This is a genomic window from Acidovorax sp. JG5 (genome assembly GCF_017939685.1).
In the GTDB taxonomy this organism is placed as follows: Bacteria; Pseudomonadota; Gammaproteobacteria; order Burkholderiales; family Burkholderiaceae_C; genus Acidovorax.
Map to the genome: position 1 here is coordinate 70,710 of NZ_JAGKSE010000006.1, position 15,568 is coordinate 86,277.

General features: G+C 64.6%; 18 protein-coding genes. 15 read left to right on the forward strand and 3 right to left on the reverse strand.

The genetic code is table 11. The annotated features are described in order from the left end of the window. Positions 1-17 precede the first annotated feature (17 nt). The 14 genes from J8G26_RS09050 (at position 18) to J8G26_RS09115 (ending at position 10,182) form a co-directional block, all read left to right on the forward strand. Positions 18-1,541 carry a hypothetical protein gene (locus J8G26_RS09050; RefSeq protein ID WP_210568691.1) on the forward strand — a complete coding sequence of 508 codons (1,524 nt, stop codon included), beginning with the start codon at positions 18-20 and terminating at the stop codon, positions 1,539-1,541. Positions 1,542-1,557: 16 nt separating this feature from the next. After that, positions 1,558-2,724: a hypothetical protein gene (locus J8G26_RS09055; protein ID WP_210568692.1), complete on the forward strand. Its 1,167-nt coding sequence runs from the start codon at positions 1,558-1,560 to the stop codon at positions 2,722-2,724. A 104-nt stretch (positions 2,725-2,828) separates the two neighbouring features. Then, complete coding sequence (locus tag J8G26_RS09060; RefSeq protein ID WP_246881325.1) at positions 2,829-3,821, forward strand: LamG domain-containing protein; 993 nt, start codon at positions 2,829-2,831, stop codon at positions 3,819-3,821. Further along, positions 3,818-4,216, forward strand: a complete 399-nt coding sequence (locus J8G26_RS09065; protein ID WP_210568694.1) for a hypothetical protein — start codon at positions 3,818-3,820, stop codon at positions 4,214-4,216. The genes J8G26_RS09060 and J8G26_RS09065 overlap by 4 nt, the downstream gene beginning before the upstream one ends. Positions 4,217-4,219: 3 nt before the next feature. Next, positions 4,220-6,202 (forward strand): hypothetical protein, encoded by a 1,983-nt coding sequence (locus J8G26_RS09070; protein ID WP_210568695.1) that lies wholly within the window; start codon positions 4,220-4,222, stop codon positions 6,200-6,202. 11 nt (positions 6,203-6,213) lie between these two features. Next, the gene (locus J8G26_RS09075) at positions 6,214-6,435 is read left to right on the forward strand and encodes a hypothetical protein (protein WP_210568696.1); all 222 of its coding nucleotides are present in this window, start codon (positions 6,214-6,216) and stop codon (positions 6,433-6,435) included. Between the two features lie 18 nt (positions 6,436-6,453). Beyond that, a complete protein-coding gene (locus J8G26_RS09080; RefSeq protein WP_210568697.1) occupies positions 6,454-6,741 on the forward strand; it encodes a hypothetical protein in 288 nt (95 codons plus the stop codon). Next, on the forward strand, positions 6,738-7,244 hold the full coding sequence (locus tag J8G26_RS09085; protein ID WP_210568698.1) for a lysozyme: 507 nt from the start codon (positions 6,738-6,740) through the stop codon (positions 7,242-7,244). Before J8G26_RS09080 ends, J8G26_RS09085 begins: the two co-directional genes overlap by 4 nt. Before the next feature lie 123 nt (positions 7,245-7,367). After that, the gene (locus tag J8G26_RS09090; RefSeq protein ID WP_210568699.1) at positions 7,368-7,862 is read left to right on the forward strand and encodes a hypothetical protein; all 495 of its coding nucleotides are present in this window, start codon (positions 7,368-7,370) and stop codon (positions 7,860-7,862) included. Positions 7,863-8,135: 273 nt separating this feature from the next. Then, positions 8,136-8,396, forward strand: a complete 261-nt coding sequence (locus J8G26_RS09095) for a hypothetical protein (protein ID WP_210568700.1) — start codon at positions 8,136-8,138, stop codon at positions 8,394-8,396. Beyond that, positions 8,393-8,641: a hypothetical protein gene (locus J8G26_RS09100; protein WP_210568701.1), complete on the forward strand. Its 249-nt coding sequence runs from the start codon at positions 8,393-8,395 to the stop codon at positions 8,639-8,641. Before J8G26_RS09095 ends, J8G26_RS09100 begins: the two co-directional genes overlap by 4 nt. Next, complete coding sequence (locus tag J8G26_RS09105; protein WP_210568702.1) at positions 8,638-8,838, forward strand: helix-turn-helix domain-containing protein; 201 nt, start codon at positions 8,638-8,640, stop codon at positions 8,836-8,838. The genes J8G26_RS09100 and J8G26_RS09105 overlap by 4 nt, the downstream gene beginning before the upstream one ends. 111 nt (positions 8,839-8,949) lie before the next feature. Then, complete coding sequence (locus J8G26_RS09110) at positions 8,950-9,585, forward strand: DUF6806 family protein (protein ID WP_087746536.1); 636 nt, start codon at positions 8,950-8,952, stop codon at positions 9,583-9,585. A 78-nt stretch (positions 9,586-9,663) separates the two neighbouring features. Then, positions 9,664-10,182, forward strand: a complete 519-nt coding sequence (locus tag J8G26_RS09115; RefSeq protein WP_210568703.1) for a YgjP-like metallopeptidase domain-containing protein — start codon at positions 9,664-9,666, stop codon at positions 10,180-10,182. Between the two features lie 62 nt (positions 10,183-10,244). Here the strand turns inward: J8G26_RS09115 and murI are convergent, their stop codons facing one another. Next, complete coding sequence (gene murI, locus J8G26_RS09120; protein WP_210568704.1) at positions 10,245-11,105, reverse strand: glutamate racemase; 861 nt, start codon at positions 11,103-11,105, stop codon at positions 10,245-10,247. Positions 11,106-11,207: 102 nt separating this feature from the next. After that, on the reverse strand, positions 11,208-12,776 hold the full coding sequence (locus tag J8G26_RS09125; protein WP_210568705.1) for a fumarate hydratase: 1,569 nt from the start codon (positions 12,774-12,776) through the stop codon (positions 11,208-11,210). 195 nt (positions 12,777-12,971) lie between these two features. On the opposite strand from J8G26_RS09125, the gene fumC reads away from it, so the two are divergent. Next, complete coding sequence (gene fumC, locus J8G26_RS09130) at positions 12,972-14,381, forward strand: class II fumarate hydratase (RefSeq protein ID WP_210568706.1); 1,410 nt, start codon at positions 12,972-12,974, stop codon at positions 14,379-14,381. Positions 14,382-14,513: 132 nt separating this feature from the next. Here the strand turns inward: fumC and proX are convergent, their stop codons facing one another. Continuing rightward, positions 14,514-15,530 carry a glycine betaine/L-proline ABC transporter substrate-binding protein ProX gene (gene proX, locus J8G26_RS09135; RefSeq protein WP_210568707.1) on the reverse strand — a complete coding sequence of 339 codons (1,017 nt, stop codon included), beginning with the start codon at positions 15,528-15,530 and terminating at the stop codon, positions 14,514-14,516. Positions 15,531-15,568: the final 38 nt, after the last annotated feature.

Consider the following 15,568-nt stretch of genomic DNA (forward strand, 5'->3'; position numbering starts at 1 on the left):
AATCGCGCACGACATCATTGGTCCCCGATCAATCCGTCACCATCAATTACGCGAATTCGGCCCCCAACGCCGACTCCGTAGGCGGCATCGCCAACGAGCTGCGCATCAGCGTATCCACCCTGCCCAACCGCGTGCTGCGCGGCGCACAGTTCCGCCTGGGCTCTGACAGATACAGCCAGATGGCAGGCGACACCCTCATGGCCAACCCATCGCCCACCACGGGCGGCGGCACGCCAGCGGGCTCGGTGGCCAGCACCATTGGCCGCGTCACCCTGACCACCTGGGCAGCAGACAACGCCCCCACGGTGCAAGACTGGCGCGGCCTGCTCGTTCCGCCTGCCCAAGGCGTCGCGGCGCCCTACACCGCGTTTCAAACCGCATTCCGCACCGCCACCGCGCCGCTGCGCCCCGGTAGCCTGTCGGTGCTGGGCACCATGCAAGACGGCACCACCTTCAACGTCACCGCGGGGGTGGACGGCAAGATCAACGGCACCCGTGTGAAAGGCATCGTGGACTACGAACACGGCCTCGTGCGCATCTGGTTTGTGGACCCTGACGGCCCGGTCGAGATGAACAGCGACCTGACCAGCCTGGGCATTGCAGGCGTCACCACCATCCCTGCCGATCTGGCCCTGCTCAACAGCCTGCGCTACAACGCCGTCGCCTACAGCTACCTCCCCCTCGACGCCGACCTGCTCGGCATCGACCCCGTGCGCCTGCCCTCTGACGGCCGCGTGCCCATCTTCCGCCCCGGCGGCTTTGCCGTGGTGGGGCACACCGGCAAGATCACCGCCACCGTCAGCAACGCGCAAACCATCGACTGCGGCCGCGTGCGCCTGTCCCGCGTGCGCGTGGTGGGGGCGGACAAAGCCGTAATCCACACCGGCTACACCACCAACCTGGAGGCGGGCACCGTCACCTTCACCGACGTGACCGGCTACAGCCAGCCCGTCACCATCGAGCACCGCATCGAAGACATGGCCGTGGTGCGCGATGTGCAGATCAGCGGCGAGATCAGCTTCACGCGCCCCGTCACGCACGCCTACCCGGTGCCCGGCTCCTACGTCTCCAGCGCCCTCATGGCGGGCGACCTCAAAAGCCGCGTCAGCATCTTTTTTGACCAAGCCACCTGGGACGGCATCACCTGGTCTGACACCGCCGTGGGCAACTCGGCCACGGCCACCTACAACGATGTGCTGGCACCGGTGCTGGTGACCAACGCGGGCGCGGTGACCGAGCGCTGGGCGCTGCGCTTCACCAACAGCACCACATTCGACATCATCGGAGAGCACGTGGGCGTGGTGGGCACGGGCAGCATCAACACCAGCACCGCGCCCATCAACCCCGCCACCGGCGTGCCGTATTTCACGCTGGCCGCGTTGGGCTGGGGCACCGGATGGGCGGCCGGCAACGTGCTGCGCCTCAACACCGTGGGCGCGATGTTCCCGGTGTGGGTGGTTCGCACGGTGCAGCAGGGCGCCGAATCGGTGCAAGACGATTCATTCACTCTGCTGGTGCGCGGCGACGTGGACCGGCCTTGATTTTTAGGAACACACCATGAGCACATCAGTCAAAGTTTTTGCCAGCACCGACCCTGGCGCACTGGTTTTGTCTGGCACGGCCGGGGCACTGAGCACGCTGCTAAAAACCTACCTGGTCGATGGCCGGGGGTCTGGCGCTGTGGCCACACTTGCCGTGGCAGCAGGCATTGCCACCGCTACATACAGCGCGGGCCACCCATTCGCCGCGGGCAGCGTGGGCGAGTTCGCAGGGGCTACCCCCACGGGATTGAATGGGCAAAAGCGCATCCTGAGTGTGGCAACCAACTCCGTCACGTTTGATGCCACAGGCATCGCGGACGGCGCCGCCACCGGCAGCATCACCAGCAAACTCGCGTCGGCGGGCTGGCAGCAGGTGTTCAGCGCCACCAACATCACCTGCCTCAAGCCCTCCGTGGTCGAGGCCACCGGCTGCGTGCTGCGCATTGACGACACCGGCACCACCAACGCCCGCGTGCGCGCCTACGAAGCCATGACCGATGTGAGTACCGGCGTAGGCCCCACTCCGCTCGATAGTCAGATCACAGGCGGCCTGTACTGGCCCAAGAGCAACGCAGCCAACACCGCCGCCAAGACCTGGTATCTGGTGGCCGATGAACGCGGCTTTTACCTGGCCGTGGCCCCGGCTGGCGGTGACCGATACACATTGCTGTACGGCGGCGACATCGCCAGCCTGAAAAGCGGCGACGCTTACGGCTACCTGATTACCGGTAACCAGTCGGACCAAACCAACACCAGCAGCGTACCCGAAGGCTGCTGTGGCTGGTCCCATCGCAACGCACGCAATGGGGCTTATCTGGTACGCGGCCACACCGCCATCGGGCAAGCCATTGCCGCGCAGCGAATTGGCGCTCATCACAATGGCAGCACTGCTGATGTCTATGCGGGTACGTCCGGGTATTCGTTGGGGGCTTTCCCCAACCCGCCGAACAACGGTCTCATGGTGTGTGCTCTGGAACTTTTTGCGACAGGTGTGCGCGGAACCCTTCCGGGGTTGTTGCACCCAGTGCAAGACGTGGGAATATCCTTTTCCAGCGGCGCAATCGTTGACGGTACTGGCGACTACGCGGGCCGAAAACTGCTTGCCATCAAATGTGCGCCACCCGCCGGATCGGTGGGTGCTGGCACCGTATTTATCGACATGACTGGCCCCTGGAGCCGATAAACATGCCAAGCGCATACATCGCTGCGGTGCTTGCCGACAACCCGGTCTGCTTCTTCAAGCTGGATGAGGACACACCCTGGAAAAACTGCCGCGCGGGTAGCGGCATGGTGCTACGACCAAACGTGCTAGGGGTCACTGCACGTAGCGCGGGGCTATTTCCTGGAAGTGCCTACGCTACAAGCTTTACGGGTGCCGGATATTTAAAACTGGATGACCCACTCGTGGGAAACAGCAATTCACCGATCTGCGTTGAAGCCAGTGTGATGAGACCGGCAGGCGGTTCAGATGGACGGTTCTTTTCGCGTGGCCGAGACCCTGGCGCAGACGGCTCATGGGGCGCCGGTTGGAGCGTCTTGTGCGAGTGCACCACGGATGGATCGCTGGCAATGGGCATTGTTGCATCTGGAAAGGGGTTCGTTTGCTCAAGTGCCGCAGGGGCAGTACCCGCCGATGGCTCGGCACACACCGTCATGCAATACATCCCAGGAACAGGCATCCGGGTCTATGCAAATGCGAACTTGGTGGCTTCGATGGATTTTACAGCGACGGGTCTGCGCACCTCGACTTTTCCCGCTTGTGTAGGCGGGGGCGTGGTTTATACCTCGGCGGCTTTCAACGGCGTTGTGGATGATTTGTCGATATACACCACACCGCTGTCTGAGGCGCGGATCGCGGCGCACTACGAAGCCCGTGGAAACGCACATTTTGACGAGGTGCCAACGTATAACTGGTCTGACCTTGCTACGCTTCGCAGTGAAGCGAAGATCGCCGCTTCGGCAATAGTGCCGCCCTTCAGCACCCGGCGCGCTGCCCCCCTGCAACTTGCCCGAGACGTTGAGCATGGGGGCCTCGGCATCATCTACGGCACGGTCAAAGAAAAGAACACCCCTGCCAACACCCCCCTGCGCCGCAAGGTGCGGCTAATGGACGAGCGCAGCGGCCTGGTGGTCCGCGAGACCTGGAGCGATGCCGCCACGGGGGCCTATGAGTTCCGGGGCATCAAGCAGGGCGTGCCTTACACCGTGCTGGCCTACGACCACGCGCACAACTACCGGGCCTTTGCCGGTGACAACCTTTTGCCGGACCCCATGCCATGATTGTTTTGTCCGCCACCCACGCCGCGCAGCGCGCCGCCGCCGCGTTGCAAGCCACCCTCAACGCCCTGGACTCCGGCACCACAGGCGCCACCATCGCCATCTACGCCACCGCACGCCCCGTGGTGGGCGATGCACCGGTGGGCGACCCGCTGGCGACCTTTACCCTCCCCAAGCCCGCAGGCACCATTGACGCCGGCGTGCTCACCCTGGCCCCGGTGGACGACGCCTTTATCACCGCCACCGGCATCGCCGTGTGGGCGCGGGTCTCTGCCAACGGCGCCACGCTTTTTGACTGCGACGTGTCTGACACCGCGGGCACCGCCACCATTCGCCTCGCCACCACCCAGCTTTATGCGGGCGGCTCTGTACGCCTTGCCTCGGGCGTGCTGGGGTAAAGCGTGGCACAAATCGACCTGCTGTTTTCGCAACTGCCCGTTACGGGGCAGCCGGTCGAGATCGTCTTTGGCGCGGACGAAGACACGCCCACCGTTGCCACCGATGCCTATCTGTCGGGCACCCTGCCGCAGCCGGGTTTGCAGGGCACGATCACCATTGGCCCGGTGGTCGATGCCGCCATCGCCGCCACGCTGCCACAGCCAGGCCTTGATGCCCTGCTGGACATGCGGCAGGTGTATGCCGTGCAACTGGCTGGCACCCTGCCGCAGCCGGTGCTGCTGGCCGACTTGCCCGCTGAATACCTCACCAACACCAGCCGCCCCACCGTGGGGCGCGCATTCGCCCCGTGGACGCCAGGCGCCCCCCTGCAAACAGGCACGCAAGACAACGCCCAAGACACCGCCGCCACCCCCGCAGGCACGGCGCCGCGCTGGCAGCACGCCGCCCCCACGCCCGCGCAGGCCGTAGCGCCCATCACCAACGCACTGCGCACGCCGACAACCGCCAGCGCAGCTTTTGCCCAAGGCGCAGCCCTGGCCACCCGCGCCGTGGCCCTGCACCAAGACGCCGTGCGCGCCGTGCGCAACCTGCTGCGCGATGCCTTCGCCAACGCCGACCGCGCCCAAACCCAGCCGCTCACCCAGCGCCACCAGGATGGTTTGCGCGACCGCCGCCCCCTGCGCCAAACGCACTGGCAAGTCGCCCAGCCCACGCCCCCCAAAAGCTACACCAGCGGCCAAGGCCCTGCGCAGTGGCTCAACAAGGGCTTTGGTGCAGACCACCAAAACGCCATGCGCCCGCCGCCCGGCATCTACGTGCCGCCGCCGATTCCAGGGCCAGACCCCTGCTACCTACCCACGCTGCCCGCGCACCTGGTTTTTGACGAGTTGTGGACGGGCAGTACCCATCTGGTTTTTGTGTGCGAGCGGCACGGGCCGGGGCCTGGGCCCGAGCCCGGCGAAACCGTTGTTGTTCCTGTCCGAAGGGTTTACATGACTGTCAACCAAATCACCCTCACCCGCGTGTCAGATGGCATGCCGCTGCCCGCCGACGGCTTTGCCATGAGCATCGACACCGACAGCTGGACGTGGCAATGGTCTGCCAGCATGCAGCCGCACCTGCGCCAATACCTCACGCCCGTGGCTGGCGTGCCGGTGGCAGTGCAGGCCACCATCAACGGCGTGCCCTACCGCCTGTGTGCCGAGTCCGTCAGCAGCAACCGCAGCTTTGGAAGCGCCCGCATCAGCGTGCGCGGGCGCGGCCTGGGTGCCGTGCTCGATTCGCCCTACGCGCCCACGCAAAACTTTGGCAACAGCGCAGACCGCACCGCTCAGCAGCTCATGGCCGATGTGCTCACCGTCAACGGCGTGGGCATCGGCTGGGCAATTGACTGGGGCCTGACCGACTGGCTCGTGCCCGCAGGCGCCTGGAGCCACCAGGGCAACTACCTCAGCGCCATCACCGCCATCGCCGCCGCCGCCGGTGGCTACGTGCAGCCGCACGCCACGGCGCAAACCCTGCGCATCCTGCAGCGCTACCAGCACAAGCCGTGGGACTGGGCCGCCGTGCTGCCCGATGTGCAACTGCCTGCTGCTGTGGTATCGGTCGAGGGAATCGAGTGGACCACCAAGCCCGCCTATAACCGCGTGCACGTCAGCGGCGTGGCGCAAGGCGTGCTGGCCGAGGCCACCCGCGCTGGCACCGCAGGCAACACCGTGGCCCCCATGGTGACCGACGCCCTCATCACCCACGCCGACGCCGCCCGCCAGCGCGCCCTGGCCGTGCTGGCCGACACCGGCGCCCAGGCCCGCGTCACCCTCAAGCTGCCCGTGCTGGCCGAAACCGGCCTCATCCTGCCCGGCAAATACGTGCGCTACACCGACGGGCCCACCACCCGCACCGGCATCGTGCGCGGCACCAGCGTGGATTGGAGCCGCCCCACGCTGCGCCAAACCCTGCAGCTCGAAACCCACGGCACTGATTAAGAGGCCACGCCATGCGCAACATCTTCAAAGAATTCGTTGACATCTTCCCGCCCGCGCCATTGCAGGTGGGCACCGTCACCGCCGTGGCCGGCAGCGCCTGCACCGTAGAGCTGCCCGGCGGCGGCCTGCTGCAAGTGCGCGGCGAAGCCACCGTGGGCCAGCGCGTTTTTGTGCGCGACGGCGTCATCGAAGCCCAGGCCCCGGCGCTGCCCGTGGTCGTGATCGAAATCTAAAAAACCATGAGGGAACCCATGAGCGACGTGACACAACAAGCCGCCCAAGCCGCCAGCGACACCGCCCTGGCCAAAATCGCCACCAGCATGTCCGTCGGCGGGGGTGGCACCGCCTTCATCGGCGGCCTGACGCTGAATGAGTTCGCCATGGTGTTCGGCATGGTCGTCGGCCTGCTGGGCCTGTGCCTGCAGGCCTACCAGACCCTGCACAAGCGCCGGGTATACATGGCCGAATACAAAGCCATCGAACAAAAATCCAAGCGCGAGGAAGAAGAACACCGCGCCAAGATGGGGATGTACCAATGAGCCGTACCCGCATCGCTGTCGCTGCGCTGAGTCTGTCTGCGTCCGCGTTCGTCGGCATCGTGGTCGATGAGGGTTATGCCGAGAAGGCCATGGTGCCAACCCGCAATGACCGCCCAACGGTGGGGTTTGGATCCACCTTCCACGAAGACGGTAGCCCGGTGAAGATGGGCGACACCGTCACCCCGGTGCGGGCACTTGTCAAGGCGCAGTCCCACGTAGCACGCACGGAAAAGATATTCCAGCAGTCTCTTGCTGGCGCCCGCCTACACCCCGGCGAGTACGACATCTACATGAACTGGGTCTATCAATACGGTACGGGCGCGTGGGCCAAGTCCAGCATGCGCGCACACATCCTGGCTGGCGAGTACCGCCAGGCTTGCGATGCCCTGCTTCTCTACAAGTTTTCGGGTGGCTACGACTGCTCGACCCCTGGCAACAAAGTATGCGCAGGTGTGTGGACCCGTCAGCTCACGAGGCACGCACAGTGCGTGGCAATGCAATGACCCTACTCCAACGCCTGCTAACCCTGCCACTCCTCTATCTCGCCATGGCGGTGGTGCTCGGGTGCTTTGCCGGGGCCGTCATGTCGTCCATCTACGAAAGGTACACCCGATGAACCCCATGATTTGGGCCATGCTGTCGCGCTGGTGGAAGTGGTGGGAATGATCCCCGGCCTCTACAGCCACATCGCCGCCATGGCGCTGGGTGCCGCCCTGGCCGGGCTGGGTGCCTGGCAGGTGCAAGCCCTGCGCTACGACGCCCGCATTGCCGACATGCAGCAGGCCCACGCCCAGGCCAGCGCCGATGCTGCGCAAAAGGCGATGGACGCCACGATCAAAATGCAAAGGACGAAAGATGCCGCCATCCAACAAGCCGAAACACGCGCTGCGCAAAACGCTGCTGCCGCTGCTGCTGCCCGCCGCACTGCTGACGGGCTGCGCGACACCCTCTACGCCTTCCGCGCCAGCCTCCCCAGCCTTGCCCAGCCCGCCGCCGCTGTCGCAGCCGATACCGCAGCAGAGCTATTCGGACACTGTGCGGGCGCTCTTACAGACCTGGCAATCAAAGCTGATGCCCACGCCAGTGACTCCCTGATGCTGCAGCAGGCCTGGCCCCGGTGAAGCCCCGCAGCCACAAGACCGAGCGCCAGCAGCAGCAAAGGCAGTTGCGGGAACAGCGGGAGCAGGCACGGGAATTGCAGGAGCGGGCGCAGCAGGAGGCAGAGCCGAGGCGCGATGATGGGCCGCCGCCGAGGATTGACTGACGGCGCTGTTACAAATTAGTTTGGAAAAGCCATTGCCATTGCACGCAATGCGTGTATAATTCAGCACATGGGCAGGCAATAAAGCAGGCCCCCGGCGCCCTCCGGTAGAGGGCTCTCTGAGGAGATCAAAATGCAATACACGAACTACAGCGTCAACGCGCAGGGGCTGAACGAAATCAAGGAATTCCTGGCCAACAACCACAAGAAGGGCGGCGATCACTTCGACCGCGACATGCTTCTTTCTTGGGCTGCCGATGCCGAATTCCAGCTCTCACAAGGCAACTCGGCCACCATCGAAATCAAAAGCTGGGACACCCTGAGCGGCCATACAGAAGAGTTCACGGTGTCTGCTGCTGGTATCGATGCTGAGCAGATCGAAATCGACGAATGACCGGCAAACACAAGAACTGGCACCGGGCATGGTCCCGGTTGCCCAATGGGCGCTTGCGCCACATCAGTGGCGCTGAGTTCGTAGTGACGCGCGGCAGTGGGTACGCGGACATCAACGCCGCACCCGAGACGCTTGGCGAATACCAGACATACGAGCTGGCGCGCGGCGTGCCCGTGCACGACCTGGCGCAACGCCTGATTCGCCTTGCCCGCGAGGCGGGCGAGTGGCTGGAGCGCAACCCATGACCGCGCCAGCATCACCAGCACCCGATGCCATCAAGGCTGCCCGCACTGCTGCTGGGCTCACACAAACCCAGGCAGCCGCGCTGATCTACTGCGGTCTGCGCGGCTGGCAGGAGTGGGAGGCTGGCAAGCGGGCCATGCACCCGGCGTTTTTTGAGCTGTTTTTGCTCAAGTGCGAAAATGGGTCATTGCAGCGCTGAAAAGAAGCGCTCAAAAGAAAACGGCCCCCAAATTTCCCCCCGGAATCAGCCCCAAAGCCAATAGGCATGCGGCAATCCGACCCCGGCTCGGGGCACCACTACGATTCAATCATGTCAAGTTACAACGCTCCCTTTGAAATCCACGTCCACGGACAGGTCCAGTTGCGCGCCGACGCCAGTTTTGACCAGCTCCAGGAGGCGCTCAAACCCCTTTGGAAATACGCCGGAGCCCGCTCGCTGGCCGATGGTGCGGTGAGCGCCTACGAGGAAGAGCCCGGCATCAAGTTCGACGCGCAAGAGCATCTGCTGCAGATGTGCTGGACGGTGCGGGGCGATGAAGATTTTCGCCAATCGCTCGACGAGATGTGCATGAGCCTCAACGAACTGGCCGAACTGGGCGCCGCCATTGAGGTGACGTTTTATGACGCCGATTTCGACGAGGATGAGGAAGACGATGGCACCGAGTCGCGCGACGACTTCGTGATGCTGTTCGTGGGCCCCACGCCAGCGGCCATCATGCAGGTGCAGCGCGACTTGCTGGTGCAGGATGTCGTGAACATGATGGAGCGCCACTTTGACGGCGCCGAGCTGGGCGGCGTGGTGGCCGAGATCGACAAACTGTTCACGCAGCGTTTCGACGCCTTGGTCAATTCGCTGGAAATTGGCAAGCCTCCCCGCGGATCGGGCGGGCCAGGCGGCTCGGGTGGTGGCCACGGCGGCGGGCGCCGGCCGCGCCACCTGCACTGAGAACGCAGTTTCAGCGGCTGCGGAGCGCCACGGGTTTCATCCTGCGTGCTGCCCGGCGCAGCCTTTGCCGGTGATTGCATGAAAACTGATCTGCCCTACCTGCGCACGTACCCCGAAACGCTGCAAGACCAAGCCCGGCAACTGCTGGGCGAGGGGCAGCTGGGCGCTGCGCTGTTGCGCAAATATCCCCAGCCGCACGCGGTGCGCAGCGACAAGGCGTTGTATGACTACGCTGCAGAACTCAAGGCCCGTCATCTGCGCAACGCAGGCACGGTGAACAAGGTCGTTTTTGACAGCAAGATCCATGTCGTGCGCCATGCGCTGGGGTTGCATACCTCGGTGTCGCGCGTGCAGGGCAACCGCCTGGCGGCCAAGCATGAGATTCGCGTTGCAGCCATGTTCAAACAGGTTCCGGACGAGTTTTTGCGCATGATCGTGGTGCACGAACTGGCCCATTTGCGCGAGAAAGACCACGACAAGGCCTTCTACAAGCTGTGCGAGCACATGGAGCCGCAATACCACCAGTTCGAGTTTGACGTGCGCCTTTACCTTACGCACCTCGAGCACGCTGGCGAGCGTCTGTGGGCGCTGGATTAGCTATCAATTCAATAGCTGCTCGCGCTTTGCCAGCAAGCGCTACAGCCTGGTTTTATCTGTATTTACGGGATGGAGATAGTGGCGCAGCAGTCGGGTGGCAGCTGCAGCCAGCGTTCTGCGGCCGCCTGCAACGGTGCGAGTGCGCCGGTGGTGAGCAAGCGGATGGAGGCGGGCGCCTCAGCCGCTGAATCTTCGGGGGTGAGCAGCGCATCCTTGTGCAGCAGGCGCCGCGTTTGCCGTGCCACCGGCTCGCCGGTTTCAATCAGCCGCACCTGCGGGCCAACGAGTGAGCGCAACTCGTCCGCTACAAACACATAGTGCGTGCAGCCCAGCACCAACGTGTCGATTTGGCCCGTTTCGGTGCCAAATGTGCCCATGGCGCTTATGTAGCGTTCACACAGTGCTCTGGTTTCGGTAGCAAAAGGGTCGTTAGGCAATGGCCGCGCCGTACTGTCCTCAATGGCGTGTGCCAGGCCATCGCAGGGCTGGACAATGAATTCAGCCTGTCCGGCCAGCAACGCCAGCAGCCTGGAAAATTTCTCGCTGGTCAGCGTGCCGCGCGTACCGATGACACCGATGCGCCCGGTTTTGCTCAACGCTGCAGCCGGTTTGAGGGCGGGCTCCAGCCCCACCAGCGGCAGGTCGGGCTGGCTGCTGCGCACCTCATGGATGGCGGCGGCCGTGGCCGTGTTGCAGGCCACCACCAGCGCCTTGATGTGGTGCTGTTCGCGCAGGTAGCGCGTGATGGCGTGTGTGCGGGCGCTGACAAAAGCGTCGCCCCGCGCGTCGCCATAGGGCGCATTGCCGCTGTCGGCCAGATAGACAAAGCGCTCGTGGGGCAATTCGGCCCGCAGCGCCTGCAGCACGCTCAGGCCCCCGATGCCACTGTCGAAAACGCCAATGGGTTGCGCAGCACGGTTCATGGTGTCAGGGCGGATAAGAAAAAGGGGACATGACGGTGGGCCACCCGCTGTACGCAGATGGTGCACCAGCGCTAAGGGCGGGCCCCGCCATGCCCGGCGGCATCAGGCTGCCGCGACTTCAATGCCCTTGAATTCGCCCGTGGCGATACGCTTTTGCCACTCGGCCGGGCCGGTGATGTGGGCGCTGGTGCCCCCTGCATCCACGGCCACGGTGACGGGCATGTCCACCACGTCGAATTCGTAGATGGCTTCCATGCCCAGGTCTTCAAAGCCCACGATCTTGGCGGTCTTGATGGCCTTGCTGACCAGGTAGGCGGCGCCGCCCACGGCCATCAGGTAAGCCGACTTGTGGTTCTTGATGGACTCGATGGCGACGGGGCCGCGCTCGGCCTTGCCGATCATTGCAATGAGGCCGGTCTGCTCGAGCATCATGTCGGTGAACTTGTCCATGCGCGTGGCGGTGGTCGGGCCGGCGGGGCCTACCGCCTCGTCGCGCACGGGATCAACCGGGCCCACGTAATAGATCACGCGGTTGGTGAAGTCCACGGGCAGCTTCTCGCCCTTGGCCAGCATGTCCTGGATGCGCTTGTGCGCGGCATCGCGGCCGGTGAGCATCTTGCCGTTGAGCAGCAGCGTGTCGCCGGGCTTCCAGCTGGCCACTTCTTCCTTGGTGAGGGTGTCGAGGTTGACCTTCTTGCTCTTGTTGTAGTCGGGCGTCCAGTTGACGTTGGGCCACAGGTCCAGGCTGGGCGGCGTGAGGTAAACGGGGCCCGAGCCGTCCATCACGAAGTGCGCGTGGCGCGTGGCGGCGCAGTTGGGGATCATGGCAATCGGCTTGCTGGCCGCGTGCGTGGGGTACATCTTGATCTTGACATCCAGCACCGTGGTCAGGCCGCCCAGGCCTTGGGCGCCGATGCCCAGGGCGTTGACCTTCTCGAACAGCTCCAGGCGCAGCGCCTCGACCTTGTCGAGCGCGGGGCCACCGGTCTTGGCGGCTTCGGCCTTGGCCTGCAGCTCGTACATGTCGAGGTCGTCCATCAGGCTTTCCTTGGCCATGAGCACGGCCTTTTCTGCCGTGCCACCGATGCCAATGCCCAGCATGCCGGGCGGGCACCAGCCAGCGCCCATGGTGGGCACGGTTTTCAGCACCCAGTCCACCACGTTGTCGCTGGGGTTGAGCATGTACATCTTGGATTTGTTCTCGGAGCCGCCGCCCTTGGCCGCCACGGTGATGTCCACGGTGTTGCCGGGCACGATCTCGGTGAAGATCACGGCGGGGGTGTTGTCCTTGGTGTTCTTGCGGTCGAATTGCGGGTCGGCCACCACGCTGGCGCGCAGGGTGTTGTCGGGGTGGTTGTAGCCACGGCGCACGCCTTCGTTGATGGCGTCGTCCAGGCTGCCGGTGAAGCCTTCCCAGCGCACGTCCATGCCCACTTTCAGGAACACGTTGACGATGCCGGTGTCCTGGCAGATGGGGCGCTGGCCGGTGGCGCTCATCTTGCTGTTGGTCAAAATTTGCGCAATCGCATCCTTGGCCGCGGGGCTTTGCTCGCGCTCGTAGGCGCGGGCCAGATGGGCGATGTAGTCGGTGGGGTGGTAGTAGCTGATGTACTGCAACGCGGCGGCGATGGACTCGATCAGGTCGGCTTGGCGAATGGAGGTCGTGGTCATGGCAGGTGGGGTCAGTGGGGAAAATCGCGAACCCCGAATTATCCCCCTGCGGGCTTGCGCGGCGCTGTCTGGGGTTGATGGAAGGCTGCGGGCCATCGCGTGACGGGTGGCACAGCTTGGCGTTCCGTGGGTATGCTGCGCCCTGGTGTTCCGATCCCTTCATCCCATTCGCTCACCGAGCGGCAAGGCACAACCGTGACGACATCCCGACCTGACGCGACCGCAGTCCGCACCGAAAAAGACAGCTTCGGCCCCATCGACGTGCCCGCCCAGCGCCTGTGGGGCGCGCAGACCCAGCGGTCGCTGCAGCATTTTGATATCTCGGGCGAGCGCATGGCGCCCGAGCTGATTCGCGCCCTGGCCCAGGTCAAGCGCGCCAGCGCTTATGTGAACAACGCGCAGGAACTGCTCGACACCGCCAAGACCACGGCCATCGTGGCGGCGGCCGATGAGGTGATCGCGGGCGGCCACCAGCAGGAGTTCCCCCTGGTGGTGTGGCAGACCGGCTCGGGCACGCAGACCAACATGAACATGAACGAGGTGCTGGCCAACCGCGCCAGCGAGTTGCTGGGTGGCCCGCGCGGGCAGGCGCGCCTGGTGCACCCCAACGACGATGTGAACAAGAGCCAGTCGAGCAACGATGTTTTCCCCACGGCCATGCACCTGGCGGCGGTGGATGCGCTGACGCACCGGCTGCTGCCCGCCTTGCAGCAGCTGCGCGCCACGCTGGCGGCCAAGGCGGCGGCGTTTGACGGCATTGTCAAGATTGGCCGCACCCATCTGCAGGACGCCACGCCGCTTACCCTGGGCCAAGAGATATCAGGCTGGGTGGCGCAGCTGCAGCATGGCGAGCAGCATGTGCGCGCCGCGCTGCCGCATTTGTGTGAGCTGGCCCTGGGCGGCACCGCCGTGGGAACGGGGCTCAATGCGCCCGCCGGCTATGCCGCGGCGGTGGCGCGCGAGCTGGCCGACCTGACGGGCCTGCCCCTGGTTACCGCGCCCAACAAGTTCGAGGCCCTGGCCAGCTGCGATGCGCTGGTGCATGGCCACGGGGCGCTGAAAACGCTGGCGGCCAGCCTGATGAAGATTGCCAACGATGTGCGCTGGCTGGCCAGCGGGCCGCGCAGCGGGCTGGGCGAAATCACGATTCCCGAGAACGAGCCGGGCTCGTCCATCATGCCCGGCAAGGTCAACCCCACGCAGTGCGAGGCGCTGACCATGCTGTGCGCGCAGGTGATGGGCAACGATGTGGCCATCAACATCGGCGGGGCTAGCGGCAACTTCGAGCTGAATGTGTTTCGCCCCATGGTGATCCACAACTTTTTGCAAAGCGTGCGCCTGCTGGCCGACGGCATGGCCAGTTTTGACCACCATTGCGCCCAGGGCATCGAGCCCCACCGCGCGCGCATGGCCGCGCTGGTGGAGCGTTCTCTCATGCTGGTGACGGCGCTGAACCCGCACATCGGCTACGACAAGGCCGCGCAGATTGCCAAGAAGGCGCATACCGAAGGCAGCAGCCTGCGCGACGCGGCCATTGCCTCGGGCCATGTCACGGCCGGACAATTTGATGCCTGGGTGGTGCCGCAAGACATGGTGGGCCGTTAGCCGACACCCGCCAGTGCGCAATCGCATGGCACGCCGGCACCCATGCAAGGGTGTAGAAGTGCTATATAAAACATAGCTGTTAGCGCTTGTGGGTATTGCGCTAGAGCCTGTTTTTACTTATGAAGTGGCGTGCTACTTCGCTGCGGCAAGCGCCTGGGCAATCCAGCCGTCAAAAATCTTCTGGTGCGCCTTGATCCAGCCATCGGTGTGGCGTGCCACATCGCTGGCCTTGTTTTCGCCCCGGCTCATGCGCAGGTTCTGGGCGTTGATGTCGGCCACCGGCAGCTGCATCACCTCAAACAATCGGGCGGCCGCCGGGTTTTTGTCGGCAAAGGCCTTGTTGGCCACGATGTGCTGGTGGTTCACCTGGAAGCCATAGTTCTTGCCGTTGGGCAGGCGGGTGTCGTCCTGGCCTGCGGCGGTGGGGGAGTCGGGCACTTCCAGCCACACCACATCGGTGCCAGGGCGCAGCGCGGCGCTGACCCAATAGGGCGTCCAGGTGTAGTAAAGGACGGGCTGCCCTTGTTTGAAACGGGCGATGGTGTCAGCAATCAGTGCGGCGTAGCTGCCTTGCCTGTGGGTGATGGAGCCGCCCAGTTGATAGGTCTTGAGGTGGCGTTCGATGGCCAGCTCGCAGCCCCAGCCGGGGTTGCAGCCGGTCAAGTCGGCCTTGCCGTCGCCGTCGGTGTCAAACAGCTTGGCCAGCTGGGGGTCTTTGAGCTGGGCCAGGTTGGTGATCTGGTAACGCTCGGCGGTCTTCTTGTCGATCAGGTAGCCCTGGGCGGCGTTGCCGGAGTACACGCCCTTGCGGTAGAGCTTGGCGTCGCCACCGCTGTTCTTGTAGAAATCGGCGTGCAGCAGGTTCCAGTGCGTGGCCATGAAGGTGGCGTCGCCGTTGGCAATGGCCAGGTGCTCGGTGGCGGGCTCCAGGTCTTTCATGGGCTTGACGTCATAGCCCAGTTTTTCCAGGGCGCGCGCAACCAGCAGGGTCTGGAAGGCTTCTTCGGCGAGCGAGCTCTTGAGGGGCTGCACGCTCACGCCCTTGCCGGGCAGGTTTTGCGCATGGGCGGCGCCGGCCAGGCCGACGGCCAGCAGGCTGGTGGCGAGGGTGGCCTTGGCGGCGTGGGCGAAATGCGGGTGGAGTGGCATGGTGGTGGTCTCCTTGTGTGCGGGGGCAGAAAAATCAA

Excerpts from the sequence above, each read along its gene's own strand:
- J8G26_RS09055 (WP_210568692.1), top strand. The coding sequence starts at position 1,558 with ATGAGCACATCAGTCAAAGTTTTTGCCAGCACCGACCCTGGCGCACTG.
- J8G26_RS09060 (WP_246881325.1), top strand. The coding sequence starts at position 2,829 with ATGGTGCTACGACCAAACGTGCTAGGGGTCACTGCACGTAGCGCGGGG.
- J8G26_RS09065 (WP_210568694.1), top strand. The coding sequence starts at position 3,818 with ATGATTGTTTTGTCCGCCACCCACGCCGCGCAGCGCGCCGCCGCCGCG.
- J8G26_RS09075 (WP_210568696.1), top strand. The coding sequence starts at position 6,214 with ATGCGCAACATCTTCAAAGAATTCGTTGACATCTTCCCGCCCGCGCCA.
- J8G26_RS09080 (WP_210568697.1), top strand. The coding sequence starts at position 6,454 with ATGAGCGACGTGACACAACAAGCCGCCCAAGCCGCCAGCGACACCGCC.
- J8G26_RS09085 (WP_210568698.1), top strand. The coding sequence starts at position 6,738 with ATGAGCCGTACCCGCATCGCTGTCGCTGCGCTGAGTCTGTCTGCGTCC.
- J8G26_RS09095 (WP_210568700.1), top strand. The coding sequence starts at position 8,136 with ATGCAATACACGAACTACAGCGTCAACGCGCAGGGGCTGAACGAAATC.
- J8G26_RS09100 (WP_210568701.1), top strand. The coding sequence starts at position 8,393 with ATGACCGGCAAACACAAGAACTGGCACCGGGCATGGTCCCGGTTGCCC.
- J8G26_RS09105 (WP_210568702.1), top strand. The coding sequence starts at position 8,638 with ATGACCGCGCCAGCATCACCAGCACCCGATGCCATCAAGGCTGCCCGC.
- J8G26_RS09110 (WP_087746536.1), top strand. The coding sequence starts at position 8,950 with ATGTCAAGTTACAACGCTCCCTTTGAAATCCACGTCCACGGACAGGTC.
- J8G26_RS09115 (WP_210568703.1), top strand. The coding sequence starts at position 9,664 with ATGAAAACTGATCTGCCCTACCTGCGCACGTACCCCGAAACGCTGCAA.
- murI (WP_210568704.1), bottom strand. The coding sequence starts at position 11,105 with ATGAACCGTGCTGCGCAACCCATTGGCGTTTTCGACAGTGGCATCGGG.
- J8G26_RS09125 (WP_210568705.1), bottom strand. The coding sequence starts at position 12,776 with ATGACCACGACCTCCATTCGCCAAGCCGACCTGATCGAGTCCATCGCC.
- proX (WP_210568707.1), bottom strand. The coding sequence starts at position 15,530 with ATGCCACTCCACCCGCATTTCGCCCACGCCGCCAAGGCCACCCTCGCC.